The sequence below is a fragment of the Hyphomicrobium sp. genome (genome assembly GCF_019744875.1).
In the GTDB taxonomy this organism is placed as follows: Bacteria; Pseudomonadota; Alphaproteobacteria; order Rhizobiales; family Hyphomicrobiaceae; genus Hyphomicrobium_C.
In genome coordinates this window covers 211,265-226,638 of record NZ_JAIETU010000003.1, presented here as the reverse complement: position 1 = coordinate 226,638, position 15,374 = coordinate 211,265, and the positions used below count along the sequence as shown (strand labels likewise).

The 15,374-nt window shown below is 65.4% G+C and carries 12 protein-coding genes and 1 tRNA gene; 11 read left to right on the top strand and 2 right to left on the bottom strand.

What is annotated here, in order from left to right; all coding sequences use genetic code 11:
- Nucleotides 1–119 precede the first annotated feature (119 nt).
- On the top strand, nt 120–3,134 hold the full coding sequence (gene uvrB, locus K2Y42_RS07880) for an excinuclease ABC subunit UvrB (protein WP_291150747.1): 3,015 nt from the start codon (nt 120–122) through the stop codon (nt 3,132–3,134).
- Nucleotides 3,135–3,396: 262 nt separating this feature from the next.
- Entirely contained in the window at nt 3,397–4,098 is a 702-nt protein-coding gene (locus K2Y42_RS07875) for a hypothetical protein (protein ID WP_291150746.1), read from the top strand.
- A 70-nt stretch (nt 4,099–4,168) separates the two neighbouring features.
- Here the strand turns inward: K2Y42_RS07875 and K2Y42_RS07870 are convergent, their stop codons facing one another.
- Nucleotides 4,169–4,564 (bottom strand): hypothetical protein, encoded by a 396-nt coding sequence (locus K2Y42_RS07870; RefSeq protein ID WP_291150745.1) that lies wholly within the window; start codon nt 4,562–4,564, stop codon nt 4,169–4,171.
- Nucleotides 4,565–4,903: 339 nt separating this feature from the next.
- Here K2Y42_RS07870 and K2Y42_RS07865 point away from each other — a divergent pair, with 339 nt between their 5' ends.
- The 6 genes from K2Y42_RS07865 (at nt 4,904) to galE (ending at nt 8,118) form a co-directional block, all read left to right on the top strand.
- Nucleotides 4,904–5,113, top strand: coding sequence for a hypothetical protein (locus K2Y42_RS07865; RefSeq protein WP_291150744.1), 210 nt, complete (start codon nt 4,904–4,906; stop codon nt 5,111–5,113).
- On the top strand, nt 5,110–5,457 hold the full coding sequence (locus tag K2Y42_RS07860) for a YkgJ family cysteine cluster protein (RefSeq protein WP_291150742.1): 348 nt from the start codon (nt 5,110–5,112) through the stop codon (nt 5,455–5,457). The genes K2Y42_RS07865 and K2Y42_RS07860 overlap by 4 nt, the downstream gene beginning before the upstream one ends.
- Nucleotides 5,458–5,624: 167 nt before the next feature.
- On the top strand, nt 5,625–6,269 hold the full coding sequence (locus tag K2Y42_RS07855) for a DUF502 domain-containing protein (RefSeq protein WP_291150741.1): 645 nt from the start codon (nt 5,625–5,627) through the stop codon (nt 6,267–6,269).
- A 169-nt stretch (nt 6,270–6,438) separates the two neighbouring features.
- The gene (locus K2Y42_RS07850) at nt 6,439–6,591 is read left to right on the top strand and encodes a hypothetical protein (protein ID WP_291150739.1); all 153 of its coding nucleotides are present in this window, start codon (nt 6,439–6,441) and stop codon (nt 6,589–6,591) included.
- A gap of 98 nt (nt 6,592–6,689) precedes the next feature.
- Nucleotides 6,690–6,998, top strand: coding sequence for a hypothetical protein (locus tag K2Y42_RS07845; protein ID WP_291151432.1), 309 nt, complete (start codon nt 6,690–6,692; stop codon nt 6,996–6,998).
- A gap of 127 nt (nt 6,999–7,125) precedes the next feature.
- Nucleotides 7,126–8,118 (top strand): UDP-glucose 4-epimerase GalE, encoded by a 993-nt coding sequence (gene galE / locus K2Y42_RS07840; RefSeq protein WP_291150737.1) that lies wholly within the window; start codon nt 7,126–7,128, stop codon nt 8,116–8,118.
- Between the two features lie 164 nt (nt 8,119–8,282).
- Here the strand turns inward: galE and K2Y42_RS07835 are convergent, their stop codons facing one another.
- Nucleotides 8,283–9,611: a globin-coupled sensor protein gene (locus K2Y42_RS07835; protein ID WP_291150734.1), complete on the bottom strand. Its 1,329-nt coding sequence runs from the start codon at nt 9,609–9,611 to the stop codon at nt 8,283–8,285.
- Nucleotides 9,612–9,935: 324 nt separating this feature from the next.
- Here K2Y42_RS07835 and K2Y42_RS07830 point away from each other — a divergent pair.
- From K2Y42_RS07830 to K2Y42_RS07820, 3 genes are all read left to right on the top strand, one after another.
- Nucleotides 9,936–10,011: transfer RNA gene (locus K2Y42_RS07830), tRNA-Thr, on the top strand.
- Nucleotides 10,012–10,161: 150 nt separating this feature from the next.
- Nucleotides 10,162–13,827 carry a mechanosensitive ion channel domain-containing protein gene (locus tag K2Y42_RS07825; protein ID WP_291150732.1) on the top strand — a complete coding sequence of 1,222 codons (3,666 nt, stop codon included), beginning with the start codon at nt 10,162–10,164 and terminating at the stop codon, nt 13,825–13,827.
- Between the two features lie 72 nt (nt 13,828–13,899).
- A complete protein-coding gene (locus K2Y42_RS07820; protein WP_291150730.1) occupies nt 13,900–15,069 on the top strand; it encodes an alpha/beta fold hydrolase in 1,170 nt (389 codons plus the stop codon).
- Nucleotides 15,070–15,374: the final 305 nt, after the last annotated feature.

Genomic DNA, 15,374 nt, shown 5'->3' with positions numbered 1-15,374 from the left:
TTGAACCACGCCAATCTCACGCCCTCTTTGCCGGAGCCGTACAGATTGGTAAGGCGGGATGAGAACGGGCCGCGAACTTCCCCTTTTCTCCCGCCCCGCCGCACGCCATATTCCGCAGCATGGCCACACCCCCCAAGACTCCAGGCTCCTCGAAGCCCCCCCGTTCATCGCGGGCGCGGTCAGGCAAACCGTCGCCGCCGCCCGGTGAAACGGCGGCCGGAACGCCCGAAACGCGCGGCTCGGCGCGGGTGCAGGCCAAGGCAGCCGGACACAAGCTGACGGGGCAAGGGTTTGCAGAGGCGCCGCAGGCGCCCTTCACAGGCGCGCCGATCGAGACTTTGGCTGACGTGTTCGCGGCTCAGGAACGCGGGGATTTCGCGGAACGTCCCGAGGCTTCGCGCCCGACGCTTCCGGCGTTGCGCCAGCAGGGGCCGCTGCCGCCACGGGCCGCTGCCGGCGAAAGCCTGGGCGACAGCCTCGCCGCGATCCTGGCGCGCCCGGACGAGCGTACCGACAAGGCCAAGGACATTCTCGCGCGGCAGCCGACGATTGCGTCGCATCCGCTGGTGTCGGGCTCGATGCCGATGTTCATGCCGCATCGGCCGGAGCGGCCGGAGAAGAGCGAAGGCGGACGCGCGTTCGAAATCGTGTCCGAGTACGAGCCGAAGGGCGACCAGCCGACCGCCATCGCGGAACTCGTGGGCGGGGTCACAGGCCACGAGAAGACGCAGGTGCTGCTCGGTGTCACCGGGTCGGGCAAGACGTTCACGATGGCGCAGGTGATCGCGGCGACGCAACGGCCGGCGCTGATCCTGGCGCCCAACAAGACCCTTGCAGCGCAGCTCTACGGCGAGATGAAGAGCTTTTTTCCGGAGAACGCGGTCGAGTACTTCGTGTCGTACTACGACTACTACCAGCCGGAAGCCTATGTGCCGCGCACCGACACCTACATCGAGAAGGAAGCCGACATCAACGAGCAGATCGACCGCATGCGCCACGCCGCGACGCGCGCTCTGCTCGAACGCGACGACGTGATCATCGTGGCGTCGGTGTCGTGCATCTACGGTATCGGCTCGGTCGAGACCTATACGGCCATGACGTTCGCGGTGAAGGTGGGCGAGCGGCTGTCTCGCGACCAGCTCCTGGCCGATCTCGTGGCGCTGCATTACCGCCGCAACGAGGCCGCCTTCGTGCGCGGCAATTTCCGCGTGCGCGGCGATACGGTCGAAGTGTTTCCGGCGCACTACGAGGACCGCGCGTGGCGCATCTCGCTGTTCGGCGACGAGGTCGAGAGCATCGCGGAGTTCGATCCGCTGACCGGGCAGAAGACCGACGATCTGGCGCTCGTGAAGATCTACGCCAACTCGCACTACGTGACGCCGAAGCCGACGCTGCAGCAGGCCATCAAGAGCATCAAGGCCGAGCTGAAACAGCGGCTCAACGAGCTTTACGACACCGGCAAGCTGCTCGAAGCGCAGCGCCTGGAACAGCGCACCGTGTTCGACATGGAGATGATGGAAGCGACGGGATCGTGCGCCGGCATCGAAAACTATTCGCGCTACCTGACCGGGCGCAATCCCGGCGATCCGCCGCCGACGCTATTCGAGTACCTGCCCGACAACGCGCTCGTGTTCGTCGATGAGAGCCATGTGACCGTGCCGCAGATCGGCGGCATGTTCCGCGGCGACTACCGGCGCAAGGCGACGCTGGCGGAGTACGGCTTCCGCCTGCCGTCGTGCATGGACAATCGTCCGCTGCGGTTCGAGGAGTGGGACGCGATGCGCCCGCAGACGGTCGCGGTTTCGGCAACGCCGGGCGGCTGGGAAATGGACGAGACGGGCGGCACGTTCGCGGAGCAGGTCATCCGGCCGACCGGCCTGATCGATCCGCCGGTGGAGATCCGCTCGGCCAAGACGCAGGTTGACGATCTGCTCGACGAGGTGCGTCAGGTCGCCAAACGCGGCTATCGCTCGCTCGTCACCACGCTCACCAAGCGCATGGCCGAGGATCTGACCGAGTATATGCACGAAGCGGGCATCCGCGTGCGCTACATGCATTCCGACATCGATACGCTGGAGCGGATCGAGATCATTCGAGATCTGAGACTTGGCGCGTTCGACGTGCTGATCGGCATCAACCTTCTGCGCGAGGGCCTCGACATTCCCGAGTGCGCGCTGGTGGCTATTCTCGACGCCGACAAGGAAGGCTTCCTGCGCTCGGAGACCTCGCTGGTGCAGACCATCGGCCGTGCGGCGCGCAACGTCGACGGGCGCGTGATCCTCTATGCGGATCAGATCACGGGCTCGATGGAGCGCGCGATGGCGGAAACCGACCGGCGTCGCGAAAAGCAGGTGGCCTACAACAAGGAGCACGGCATCACGCCGGAGAGCATCAAGCGCAACATCCAAGATGTGCTGAGCTCCGTCTACGAGCAGGATCACGTGACCGTGGATTCGGGGATGGCCGACAGCCCGACCGTGGGCCACAACCTGGCGGCCGTCATCGCCGACATGGAGCGGCGCATGCGGGAGGCGGCGGCGGATCTCGAATTCGAAACGGCGGCGCGGTTGCGCGACGAGCTCAAGCGGCTGCGCGAGACGGAGCTGGCAATCGCCGACGATCCGCTTGCGCGCCAGTCGACGGTCGAGGAGAAGGCCGGGCGCTTCGAGGGGGATCGCAAATTCGCTGGCAACGCGAACGTGCTGGCCGAGAAGAAGTCGAAGGGGCGCGCGGGAACCGGCGAAACTGGGTCCCGCATCGCCACCGAGTACGAGCCCGTGCAGCCGACGTATGCCCAGTCGGCGTCACGGCCGGCGGGCGGCTCGCGCATCCAGAAGCCGACGCTGGACAATATGGGGCCGGGCACGGACCGGCCGATCCCGGCGCGCGATCCGCGCGTCGATCCACGCACGAAGGCAGGTGCGTTCGGCGAAGATGTGCGCGGCCCGCACAAGCCGACGCTCGACGAGATGGGGCCGCATGCCTCGCTGCCGGTGAAGTCGGGCGGGCCGCTGCCGAAGAAGCCGGATCTCGTGCCGCCGCCGAAGCCGTCGCGCACGCTCGAGTTCGACGATCCGGCGCAGACCAAGGCGCGCAAGGGCCGTCCGCGCAAAACGGGGCGTCCGGGGAAGTAGCCCTTTGCTCCTTGCTCCGAAACATGCGCCAAAAAACTGTGGAACAACTGCCTGTCTTGGAGCTGAATGACGCGGATCCGGTACCATCCCATCGATGAACTCAGATAGCTCGTCCTCGCTACCCAACACTCCGCTGGGTCAACGCTTTTCTCATGTTTATCTGACGCGGGGTGCCCCGATTTCCGATAGCCCCAGGATGCGCCGACGGCTGTCTGCGCTTGTGGCTAGTTTCGGCGATGTCATTGGCGGGTTGGGAGATGAGGTGAAGCGCGAACTCGGCGTGGAGGTCCCGTTTACTGGTTTTTACAATTGGGACAGGTTCTTAGAGCGGGCCGAACTCCGGGATGTGCTAGATTTTATTACTGTCTGCGCTCGTTTTTTTAAGAACTACTCATTTCCTCCCGGTCGTGGAGAATTGTTTAGGACGCGTTGGCTCACAGAGGTCGCTCGGATTTTTCGGGAGGAAGAGGTCCAATATTCCGTGGACGATCGCGGCGGGGTCCACTTTTTAATCGACTCCGAATTTGAGAGGTCGAGAGCTTCAACAATTGCTGCCCTGTCGAATGCCAGATACGCAAACGTGAATGCGGAGTATTCGCGGGTCGAAAGCGCGCTCGGGATGGTGCCGCCCAATGGCAAAGACGCTATTCGGAGTACCTTTACCGCCGCCGAGGGCTTGTTTCGGCTTATTTTTCCCCAGGCACCAAGACTCACGGGATCTGAAGTCAGTAAACATTTGCAGCCTATGGTCCAACGCGTTTATGCGAACGATCGAACTGCATTGGGCTCCGCATCAAAAATATTGAGTTCATTTCAGGCGTGGGTTGATGCTGCGCATTTTTATCGCCACGAAGCCGGTACGGAAGATGTGGCGCAGCCGCCGATTGGACTTGCAATTCTATTAGTGAGCCAGGGTGCGGCGGCTATTCGGTGGCTCGCTGAACTCGATTGTTTGGAGAGCTGAGATTTGCTTTTAGGGACGTCCGCGCAAAACGGGCCGGCCGGGGAAGTAGGTCGCGCGATCGATTGTGCGATCAGGCGTCTGCGGGCGTGCGGCGGCTGGTGAGCCAGACCAGCGGCATCAGCACCGCAAGTCCGGCCGCGATCCACATCGACACGAGGATGAACAGCAGCGGAGCCATCGGCTCGACGCTGGTCACGACCAATCCGAACGTCGCCGCAAACAGGATGAGCGCGAGAGTCTGGCCGGTGGCCATGAGCCAGTGCGCGGCGTTCGTGCGAGCGAGGCGCAATCCGGTCCAGGCGGATGCGACCGGCAGCAGCACGATGCCCAGCATGACGTAGGCTTCCTTGGCGGAGATGGCGGTCAGGTCGGCGTGGTTGTTGATGCGCAGCGCGTAGTAGACCGCTGCGGCCGCCAGGGCCGCGTGCACGGCGGATGCGAGCTTGGTGATGCGAGCCGGGTGCATGACATGCCTCTCGTGGCCACGCCGCGAGCCGGCGTCTGGTCACGTTAGCATTGTTCGCCGCAACCGGGAGGCAGATGCGAAGACTGGCCATTTGAAGTCTCTCCGTTACAATCCATACGGTGGCCTTATGCTGGGCGAACCAGCCGGACTTTCGCGCCGAAAGCGTGGCGATCGTGGCAAATGCGGGGGCGGGTATGCAATTGCAGGCTCGCGTGTCCGCCGCGGCGTCGCGAGGCTGGCCGGGTGATGCGCAATCCGGCTATCAGTGCGTTCCTGCTCGACAAGGATCGTCGACAAAGGCTCGGCTCACCTAAAGACTTGGCTCAACGAGGAAACGATATGTCCGAACCCGTCATCGACCGCGCGGCCATGGGGCGGCTCGCCAAGGCGCTGGGCTTCATCCTGAGCGTGGATCACCCGACGACCGTCGCCCTGCGCAAGGCATCCGAGACGGGAACGGAGAAGGACATCAAGGCGGCCCGCACGCTGTTCCTGCGATTGAAGTCCGGCGACCGGCAGGCGGCGTTGTCCATGCTGGGCAGCGAATGAGCGTTGCGCCCGCAGCGCCGGAGCCGGACGTCTCGCCGTGCACGTCGTGCGGCGCGTGCTGCGCTTACTCATCGGACTGGCCGCGCTTTACGCTCGAAAGCGACGAGGAGATCGATCTCATTCCGCCGCAGTTCGTCAACGAGCGGCAGTCGGGCATGCGCTTCGAGGGCGAGCGATGCTCGGCTCTCACCGGGACAATCGGGTGCAGCACCGCGTGCTCGGTCTATGCTGTCCGGCCCCAGGTGTGCCGTGACTGCCAGCCGGGTGACGACGCGTGCACGATGGCGCGCGCGGCGCGCGGCATGGCGCCGATACCTGAGCGGCCCGAGGTGTGGGGCGGGTGACGCCAGCCGCAGGCGGTGGTGGCGCGGGGAGCGCCTGTCGTGACGAATGCAGTTGACGGCGTCTCGTCTTGCACGGACGTTGCGGGCACGACTGCCGGGCAAAGCACGACGGGGTGCTCGGCGGACAACGGGCTGGGACTGGGCTCAGGACTTTTTGGGGGCATGGCATGAGAAGACTGGCGCGGATTTTCCTGGCGGGGCTCCTGGCGGCGCTGCCGCTCATGCTCACGCTGTTCGTGACGGCGTGGCTGCTCTCGTTCCTCAACCAGTATCTCGGGCCGAACAGCGGGTTCGGCAGCTTGCTGAGGTCGCTCGGCCTCGGAGCCGACGCGTCCGAGTATGCGCCTTACTTCATCGGGCTCGGGGGAATCGTCGGCGGCATCTTCATGCTCGGACTGATGGTGCAGTCGCGGATCGGCTCCTGGATTGCGGGACTGTTCGAAAGCGTCATCCGGCGCGTGCCGGTGATTTCCAATCTCTACGATCTGTCGAGCCGGTTCGTGTCGATCGTCGATTCCGGCGATGGCGACGGGATCAAGAACATGACGCCGGCGTGGTGCTTTTTCGGCGGCAAGCCGGGCGCGGCCGTGCTGGCGCTGCTGCCCTCCAAAACACCCATCAGGCTCGGGGCCGAGGAGTACTACAGCGTGCTCATTCCCTCGGCGCCGGTTCCGTTCGGCGGCGCGCTGATTTACGTGCCGGCCGCGTGGATCGAGATGACCGACAGCGGGATCGACGATCTCATGACCGTCTACGTGTCGATGGGCATCACAGCGCCTAAAAGCGCTGTCAAGGTCGCGCCCTTGGCTTGAGAGGCGTGCCTGAGCGGGTGAGTAAGCCCTAGCGCTCAACTGTCTTTTCCGTCGCTCGCACGAAGTCTGCGAACTCTTGGGTTTGTCAGGCTCATTTCAGGATGCGGGATCAGACTGGCGCCTTGAGTAAGCGCTCGCGTCGCGGCGAGCGCATCGGTGGAGTGATCGCATGTTGCTTCTCGCGTTCCTGGACGCGCTTGCCTCGACGGATACGATTGAGACCGACATCGTGCGGTATCTGTTCTCCGACGGGAGTGGATATCGCGTCGGGATCGCCTTCAACGGGATCCTTGCCATTTTCCTCGGCATTGCGGGCGTCTGATCCGCGCCGCCTTAATTTCGAAATCGGATCGTCCTTGATCGGACGGCCGTGTCGCGGCACGCTGGAGACCTCATCAGCGTGAAGCGAGGCAGGCCATGATACCCGGGATCGATCCTCTGCTGGCGGCCGGCGTGGTGATCGCCACGGCCGCGACGGATGCCGTCTACGTGCTGTTTACGTCGGCGGTAATTGCGCGGCGGCGCATCTGGGCGGCGAACTGGAGCAGCCTCTGGTACGTGCTCTCGTCGTTCGCGGTGATCTCGTACACCAACAACTGGATCTACATCGTTTTCGCGGCGGTCGGCTCTTGGGCCGGCGCGTTCCTGACCATGACCTACCTGCACAAGCCGCCCGGAAATCCGTCCGGTCCGCTGTCGCCGGCGCTCGATCAGGCGCGCCGCGACTAGATGTGCGGCACCGCTTTGCGCGCGGGCTCTGCGGCCACCGTCAGTATAAGGCCGATACCCTTGGAAAACCGGATTCCGGGCGGCCGCGCGAACTGTTTGTGAACGAGTTTCATGCTATGCGGCCGGAATGACAGTTCTTGTGACAGGCGGCGCCGGGTACATCGGCAGCCATATGGTGCTGGCGCTTCTCGACGCCGGTGAGCGCGTGGTCGTGCTCGACAATCTTTCGACCGGCTTCCGAGCGGCGGTTCCGCCCGCGGCCACGCTGGTGGAGGGCAACGTCGGCGATGCGGCGCTCGTCGGCCGCGTGATCGGCGAGCACGGCGTGCGGGCGATCATCCATTTCGCCGGATCGATCGTGGTGCCGGATTCGGTGGCCGATCCGCTCGGCTACTATCACAACAACACCTCCAATTCGCGCACGCTGATCGAGGCGGCCGTAAAAGGGGGCGTCAAGCGCTTCATTTTCTCCTCGACGGCGGCCGTCTACGGCAATCCGCAGGAAATCCCGGTCAAGGAAGACGCGCCGCTCAAGCCCGTTTCGCCGTACGGCACGTCCAAGCTGATGACGGAGTGGATGCTGGCCGATACGGCGTTCGCGCATGATTTCAACTATGTCGCGCTGCGTTACTTCAACGTCGCCGGTGCGGACCCGCAAGGGCGCACGGGACAGTCGACGCCGCGCGCGACGCATCTGATCAAGGTCGCCTGCGAAACGGCGCTCGGCAAGCGGCCGTCGATGGACGTGTTCGGCACCGACTACCCCACGGCCGACGGCACGTGCGTCCGCGATTACATCCACGTTACGGATCTCGTCGCCGCGCACATGGTGGCGCTGCGCCATCTCGACGGCGGCGGGGCGTCCGACGTGTTCAACTGCGGATATTCGTCCGGCTATTCCGTGTTCGAGGTGATCGACGCCGTCAAGCGCGCGTCGGGCGGGCCGTTCCCGGTCAATCTCGCGCCGCGCCGTCCGGGCGATGCCGAGGCCATCGTGGCGGACTCCTCGAAGATCCGCAGCAAGCTGGGCTGGTCGCCGATGCTCGACAATCTCGATCTCATCGTCACGCATGCGCTGGCGTGGGAAAAGTCGCTCAAGCCGGGCACCAAGGCGGGCTGAGCGCGTTCACGCGTTGCGCCGTAGAGGAGGTGCGCTTGTGAGTGCCGTCCTCCTCTCGGCCAATAGAGCCACGCCCTACCACCCGAACATCGTCGCACCGATCGCCAAGGGAGGCGGCGGCACATCGTGCCGCCGACGCTGTTTGTCAGCGCGCTGCTGCGCCGTCACGCGGCCTTGTGGCGGAAGCCCTCGGCCAGATTGCGCAATTGAACGGCCTTTGCGGCGATATCGGAAGCGGATACGGCGACTTCCTCGGCGGCCTGTCGCGTGAGTTTCGCAGAGCTTGTGAGGCCGGTGGTGTTGGATGCGACGTCCACGGTTCCCTGAGCGGCTTCCTGCACGTTGCGGGCGATGTCGGTCGTCGCCGCGCCTTGCTCCTCGATTGCGGCTGCGATCGTTGTCGACGTGTCGTTGATGCGTGAAATCAGATCCGAAATCGCCGTGATGGCCGATACGGCATCGTGTGTTGCGGACTGGACGGCGGTGATTTGCGCGCCGATTTCGGCGGTGGCCTTGCCGGTCTGTGAGGCGAGCGATTTCACTTCCTGTGCGACCACCGCGAAGCCCTTTCCGGCCTCTCCCGCGCGGGCCGCTTCGATCGTGGCGTTGAGGGCGAGCAGGTTCGTCTGGCTTGCGATGTTGCTGATCAGCTCGACCACGGTGCCGATCTGGCCTGCGGCCTGGGAGAGATTGCGGACGCGGTTCGAGACGTCGGCGACGGTTTTGACGGCGCTGTGGGCAATTTGCGTCGAGGTCGCGACCTGTCTGCCGATTTCCTGCACGGACGCTGAGAGTTCATCGGCTGCTGCGGCCACGGCGCGGACGTTGCAGGAGGCTTCCTCTGCTGCCGCCGCGACGGCGTTCGTCTGGTCAGTCGATGAGACGGCCGTTTTGGAGAGCTGCGCTGCCGCGCCATTCAGCTTGTTGGTGGTTTCGGACACCGTGGAGGCCATTTCGAACACGGAGTTCGCCAGCGCGGCGAGATCGCGGCGCCCGGCGTCCAGGTACACGGAAATCGCAAGGTCCATGTCCAGGAGCGCGGCCCGCGTCACCGCGACCTGCAGGGGCAATGCCGTCTCGGTCGGCGGCCGGCCCTTGATCATGCCCGAGGACTTGCCCGGAAGCTTCTGGGAGATCACGGTCAGCAGTCCGGTGATCAGAGCGTTGTAGGCCCCGATATACCAGCGCGGCTCGAGCCCGATGCGGTGGTGCGTCTCGCCGATCCTGCGGATCGACGCTTCGTAGGCGGCATCGAAGTTGCCATCGAGAATGACCGACCAATGGCGCACCTGCGCGGACCTGGCCGCGTCCATCAGATTCTGCGTCTTGAAGAAGGCGCGTGTCTCGCTGAACTTGCCGAGGTGGTCATAGAACGTGGCGAGCACGGCCGGCAGCTCGGCCATGACGAAATCCTTGTGCGCGCGCAGGGTCGCGACGACGTCCGGCGACAACTGGTTGAAGCGCAACCGATCGGTGAGGGCATTGTCGTGCATGGGATGTGGTCCTGACAGGCGTGAGTTGTTGTTGCGGGCATGCCGAGTGCCTGCGTGCTGGGATCCACTAGGCGGCCGTTTCGCCGCACCTGGTATTGCGTCTGATCAAATGGCCGGGAAAAAATCGCCGGAGCGGTCGGCGCGCCACAGCGCGTGCTGCTGCCCGCCGCGGAGCCCCCTGCTGCGGCTTGCCGCAGGGCTTGGCATGGGCGGCCTCTCGGGCGCATGGGCTGTCTTTCTCAGCCAAACGTTTTGCCGGGCGGCGAGCGGCATGAAGGCCCTTTTTCCCAGGGCGAGAGTTGGCTACAAGGGGCGACGCTTCGTGCCGCCTTAGCTCAGTTGGTAGAGCACCTGATTTGTAATCAGGGGGTCGGGAGTTCAAGTCTCTCAGGCGGCACCACACCTTTGACGGCGCGCGCCGCATAAAAGCCTGATTGAAGCAAAAGGTAGCTGTCGGCCGCAGGGGTCGATGCGTATTCCGATGCCCTGCCGACCCGTTCGCCCCAACCGATGCGCCTATCCCGGCACCCATGAGGCTATTCCGGCACCCATGATGAGAGTCTCCCGTTCGATCGTTGCATGCTGCGCTGTGCTGCTGGCGCTGGTGAATTCTCCGGCCGAGACGGTCGCTCAGGCGCCTCAGCAACCTGGACAGGCCGCACCATCGAAACAGGCAGCACCCGCCAAGCAGGCTCCGGCGCCGGCCGCGCAAGCTGCTCCTGCACCCGCACCCGTCGCAGCTCCCGCTCCTGCCCCCGCGACAGCTCCGGCTGCGCCGCCGGCAGCCGGCGCCCAGGCTCCGGCCCCCGTTCCCGCAGCGCCGGCCGCGCCCGCCGCTGCGGATGGTGCTTCGCCCGCACCGAATGGCGCTGCCGCGCCCGCTCCCAACGGCGCTGCCGCGCCTCCCGCCAATGGCGCTGCCGCGCCGGCCGATCCTGCTGCGGCTGCTCCGCCGGAGGCCAAGGACGAGGCCACGGTTTCGGCCGAACGTGCGATCGAGCGCGCGAAGGCGCGCATTGCGGAACTCGAGGCGCGGACGGACGTCGCGCCCGCCATTCGCGATCAGGCGCTTTCTCTGCTGCGTGCAGCGCTCGGTCATCTCGAAGCAGCGGCGGCGAGTGCCGCCTCTGCAACTCGTTTCCAGGAATCGGCACAGCGCGGGCCGCAACGCGTCGCCGAGGCGAAGCAGCAGCTCGAAGCGCTCCAGGCGGATGTCTCCGAAGACGAGTTCGCCAAGCGCATCAAGGCGCTCCCGCTGCCGGAAGCGCAACAGGCGCTGGACGCGGCCAATAGCGAGGCGGCGACGCTCAAAACCGACCTCGGCCAGATCGAGGCGCGGCTGCGCGACATGAGCTCGCGCTCAACCTCGGCGCGCGAGGAACAGTCCGCAGAAAAGCAGGCTATAGACGCCCTTGATTCGCCGGATGCCGCACAGGCGGGCGATGGTGACGCGGTGGTCGCGGAAGCGCGGCGCCAAGCACTCTCGGCGGAGCGGCGCGCGCGCGCGGCCAAGCTGAACATGCTCGACCAGGAGCTGATCAGCCTGCCGTCGCGGCAGGCTGCCGCGACTGCGCGCCGGGACCTCGCGTCGGCGAAGCTCGAGAAGCTCGGGCGGCGCATTCCCGTGATCGAGTCACGCGCGAACGAATTGAAGCAGGTCGAGGCGGATAAGCGCCAGGAGGAGGCCGATCGCGAAGCGCGCAAGCTCTCCGCGCGTCACCCCGTGCTCGAAGCCTATGTCAAAGATACCGAGGCTCTGAGGCAGCGCCAGGCGAGCACCGTCGCCCTTCTCGATGACGGCAAGTCTGCGCTCGGAGACGTTCAAGGCGACCTCGCGCGCCTGCGCGACAGCAAGGCGGCCGCCCAGCAGGTGCTCGAAATCGGCAGCGCGGGCGGTGAGTTCAGCGAATTCCTGCGCACCATGCGGGCGCAGCTTCCCTCCGAGGCGCGGCTCAAGCGGCGCATCTGGGATCGCGAGCAGGCCATCGTGGATGCGCGCCTCAAGCGGCTGCAGGCGGAAGAGGCGCGGCGGGCGCTCTCGGACGTCAGCGGCATGGCCGACCGCGTGCTCGCGAGTTCGGCGCGCCAGGGCGAGGTGCAGCCGCCGGCAAGCGTGCGGCCCGATCTCGAAAAACTCATATCGATCCGGCGCGATGTCTACGTGCAGCTCCACGACGCGCTCGCCGCGCGCATCAGCCAGCTTGCCGAGCTGAACGGTGCGGAGCGCGACCTGCTCAACCAGACCACGCAACTCGGCGCGTTGCTCAACAGCCGTCTGCTCTGGCTGCCGAGCTCGGGTCCGATCAGCTCGGCGTGGCTGGGGCAGGTTGTCTCGAACTTCGATTGGATCGCCAACCCCGACGCCTGGAAGGATGTCGGGCGGACGCTGGTCGACCGGGCTGCCGATCATCCCGTGCCGACGATTGTCGCCGTGCTGCTGTTTGGGCTGCTGGCCCTGTTCTCGCGGCGATTGCAGGGCCGACTGAGTGAAATCGCGTCGGCACTGGGCCGCTATTCGACCGACAATTACTGGCGCACGCCGGAGGCGCTGGTCATCACGGTGCTGCTGGCGCTCAAGACGCCGATCCTGTTCGGTCTCGCGGGCTGGCTGCTGACACAGCTTCCGCAGGCGTCCGAATTCGCGACCGCCGTGGGTACGGGATTGCTGAGCGCGGCCTCGATCGTCACGTTCCTGCGGTTTGCACAATATGTCTGCGTTGAAAACGGGCTGTTCTCGTCGCACTTCGGCTGGTCGGACCGCGCGCGCCAGGTGCTCTGGCAGAACATCCAGTGGCTCAAGTTCATCGTCACGCCCGTCGCGTTCGTTCTGGGCGCCATCGGCGTGAGCAATGCGCAATCGCTGCGTGACGGGCTCGGCCGGTTCGCGTTCCTGATCGGGGCCATCGCGGTGTCGCTGTTCATGGCCCGGATCGGATCGCCGCGCTGGGGCATCTTCGCCGAACGCCTCACGCCGGGGCATCCGATGTGGGTAACGCGCGCGCTGTGGCATACGCTGCTCTGGGCAACGCCGCTGGCCATCGCGGGGTTGGCGCTCTCGGGCTATTACGATGGCGCGGCGCAGATCCAGAACGGTGTCGTTCTCTCGGTGGCCATCACGGTCGGCGCGTTCCTGCTCTACAACATGGCCATGCGCCAGGTTCTCGTGGCCCGGCGTCGGCTTGAAATCCGCCGCGCCAAGGAGCGCCGCGAAAAGGCGAGGGCGCAGGCGGCCGCGCAGCAGGCCAGCGAGACCGCGGGCGAGCCCGTGCTCATGAGCCTGCAGGAAGAGCCGGAAGTCGATATCGCGGCCATCAGCGAACAGACGCGTCAACTGGTGCGCCTGTTCGCGTTCCTCGCACTGGCGGCGTGCCTGTGGATGTTCTGGCGGGAAGCGCTGCCGTCGCTGGCGCTGCTCGACGTCGCGCTCTGGCAGCAGACCCTGACGGTGGACGGGGCGACGCGCTCCGTTCCGGTCACGGTCTCCAATGTGCTCGTGTCGCTGGTGATCCTCATCATCACGTTCATCGCGGCGCGAAACCTGCCGGGGCTTTTGGAAATCACGGCGCTGCACCGCCTGCACGTCGAGGCGGGAACTCGCTATGCCGTGAGCGCGGTCAGCCGCTACCTGATTGCGATCGCGGGTATCGTGTTCGCGTTCCGGAGCGTCGGCTTCGACTGGGATCAGGTGCAGTGGATCGTCGCCGCGCTCGGCGTCGGTGTCGGTTTCGGCCTGCAGGAAATCGTCGCCAACTTCATTTCCGGCCTGATCATCCTGTTCGAACGGCCGGTGCGCGTTGGCGACACCGTGACGATTGGCAACCTGACCGGCACGGTGTCGCGCATTCATATCCGCGCCACCAGCATGACCGACGGCGAGCACCGCGAGATCATCATTCCGAACAAGTCGCTGATCACGGAAAAGGTGATCAACTGGACGCTGGCGGACAGCATCACGCGCGTGACCGTGAAGGTCTCCATCGCCTACGGCACGGATACGCTGGCGGCGCAGATGGCGATCCTGGAAGCAGTGAAGGGCACGCCGCAGGTGCTCGACTCGCCTGAGCCGAGTGTGTTCTTCATCGGGTTCGGGGCGTCGGCGCTCGAGTTCGAAGTGCGCGCCTTCATCCTCAAGCTTGCGCATCGCGCAACCGTCATTAACGATCTGCACGTCGCCATCGAGCGGGCGTTGCGCGAAAAAGAGATCTCGATGTCGTAAGGCGGCGGTGGGCCGCCCCCGCCTTGCAGTTTCGCCAACGGCCGTGCAAGGATCGGCTCGTGGGACACAGCCATGGGCCGCGGGATGTCGTCGGGACTTCGCCGAATTCTGATCGCTTGCTGTTTTCTGGCAGGCCATTTCGTGACGGCGGTCGCCTCCGACGACGTTTCGCCTGTCGAGCTGGCGCAGGCGAAACCTGGAACCATCTTTCGCATCTGGCCGCTGCAAGGCGGCGTGAAGCACGGCTACAAGGGCTTCCGCGTTCTCTATCGCTCGGTGGGGCTCGCGGGCGAGCCGATTGCCGTATCCGGTGCGATCATGTTTCCGGACGACGCGCGCGGTGAGGATCGCCCGGTCGTCGCGTGGGCGCATCCCACGACAGGTGTCGTCACGAAGTGCGCGCCGACGCTGATGCCGAACCTGTCGACCGCCGTGCAGGGGCTCGATTACTTCACCAACGCCGGATACGTGATCGTGGCGACCGACTACATGGGGCTCGGCGGACCTGGGGTGCATCCCTATCTGTTCGGGCAGAACGCCGCGCGGACGCTCATCGATTCCGTCAGAGCCGCGCGAACGCTCTCGAATGTGCGGGCGGGCAATCGCTTCATCGTGTGGGGCCATTCGCAGGGCGGGCACACGGCGCTGTTTACGGGGCGCGAGGCGGCCAGATACGCGCCGGAGCTCAAGCTGCTGGGGGTCGCGGCGGCTGCGCCGGCCACGCAGCTCGTCCAGCTCTTCGATGCGGACCGCAACACGAGCAGTGGACGCAGTCTCACGGCAATGGCGCTCTATTCGTGGTCGCGCACGCTTGGCTTTGCGCTCTCCGAATATGTGGTGCCCGAAGCCAGGTCGTCGTTCGTGCGGTTGGCCAACGATTGCATCCAAGACCTGCAGGACGTGTTCAAAGAGGGCGACGACGAGCGCGCTCTGATCCGGAAGTTTCTGAAAACGGACCCGACGAAGAATCCTCGGCTGCGCTCGATCATGCAGCAGAACTCGGCGGGCACGCTTCCGGCCGGCATGCCCGTTTTTCTCGCCCAGGGGACGTCCGACGATCTGGTGCGTCCCCCCATCACGCGCGCCTACGCCAAGCGGCTTTGCCAGGCCGGGGTGCGGGTGAAAATGCACCTCATGGGCGGTGTCGGGCATATGTGGGCCGCGCGCGACAGCGCGTATGCGGCCTCACAGTGGATGGACACGCTGTTCAAGGGCCGCGTTCCCGCGAGCGATTGCAATTGAGCGTCAGGGCTCGGCGATGCGCGCGGACAACCCCGCCGGCGACCGCCTCGTCCACGCTCTTCGCTACGTCCCCTAAGTATCCGGGTAGGTCCGAATCGGGGCCTCGGGAGCTTCGGTAGACCCCGACGAGGATGCCCCCGCCTGCGTTTGTGGCTTGGCGGCACCACTTCCACTGTCCGTGGGGGGTGGGACTATTTTTTGCGTCGCGGAGTATGCGAATGTGCGGCCACTTCACAGCGTAGCGTGCGGAGTCGGTCGGTCGCGACCGACGGCTATGGGAGGGCCCTGCCGAGCAGGGCATGGGG

What these genes read in the sequence shown, in the direction of transcription:
- K2Y42_RS07850 (WP_291150739.1), top strand. Translation starts at nt 6,439, where the DNA reads ATGTTGCTTCTCGCGTTCCTGGACGCGCTTGCCTCGACGGATACGATT.
- K2Y42_RS07820 (WP_291150730.1), top strand. Translation starts at nt 13,900, where the DNA reads ATGGGCCGCGGGATGTCGTCGGGACTTCGCCGAATTCTGATCGCTTGC.
- uvrB (WP_291150747.1), top strand. Translation starts at nt 120, where the DNA reads ATGGCCACACCCCCCAAGACTCCAGGCTCCTCGAAGCCCCCCCGTTCA.
- K2Y42_RS07825 (WP_291150732.1), top strand. Translation starts at nt 10,162, where the DNA reads ATGATGAGAGTCTCCCGTTCGATCGTTGCATGCTGCGCTGTGCTGCTG.
- K2Y42_RS07835 (WP_291150734.1), bottom strand. Translation starts at nt 9,611, where the DNA reads ATGCACGACAATGCCCTCACCGATCGGTTGCGCTTCAACCAGTTGTCG.
- K2Y42_RS07860 (WP_291150742.1), top strand. Translation starts at nt 5,110, where the DNA reads ATGAGCGTTGCGCCCGCAGCGCCGGAGCCGGACGTCTCGCCGTGCACG.
- K2Y42_RS07855 (WP_291150741.1), top strand. Translation starts at nt 5,625, where the DNA reads ATGAGAAGACTGGCGCGGATTTTCCTGGCGGGGCTCCTGGCGGCGCTG.
- K2Y42_RS07870 (WP_291150745.1), bottom strand. Translation starts at nt 4,564, where the DNA reads ATGCACCCGGCTCGCATCACCAAGCTCGCATCCGCCGTGCACGCGGCC.
- K2Y42_RS07865 (WP_291150744.1), top strand. Translation starts at nt 4,904, where the DNA reads ATGTCCGAACCCGTCATCGACCGCGCGGCCATGGGGCGGCTCGCCAAG.
- galE (WP_291150737.1), top strand. Translation starts at nt 7,126, where the DNA reads ATGACAGTTCTTGTGACAGGCGGCGCCGGGTACATCGGCAGCCATATG.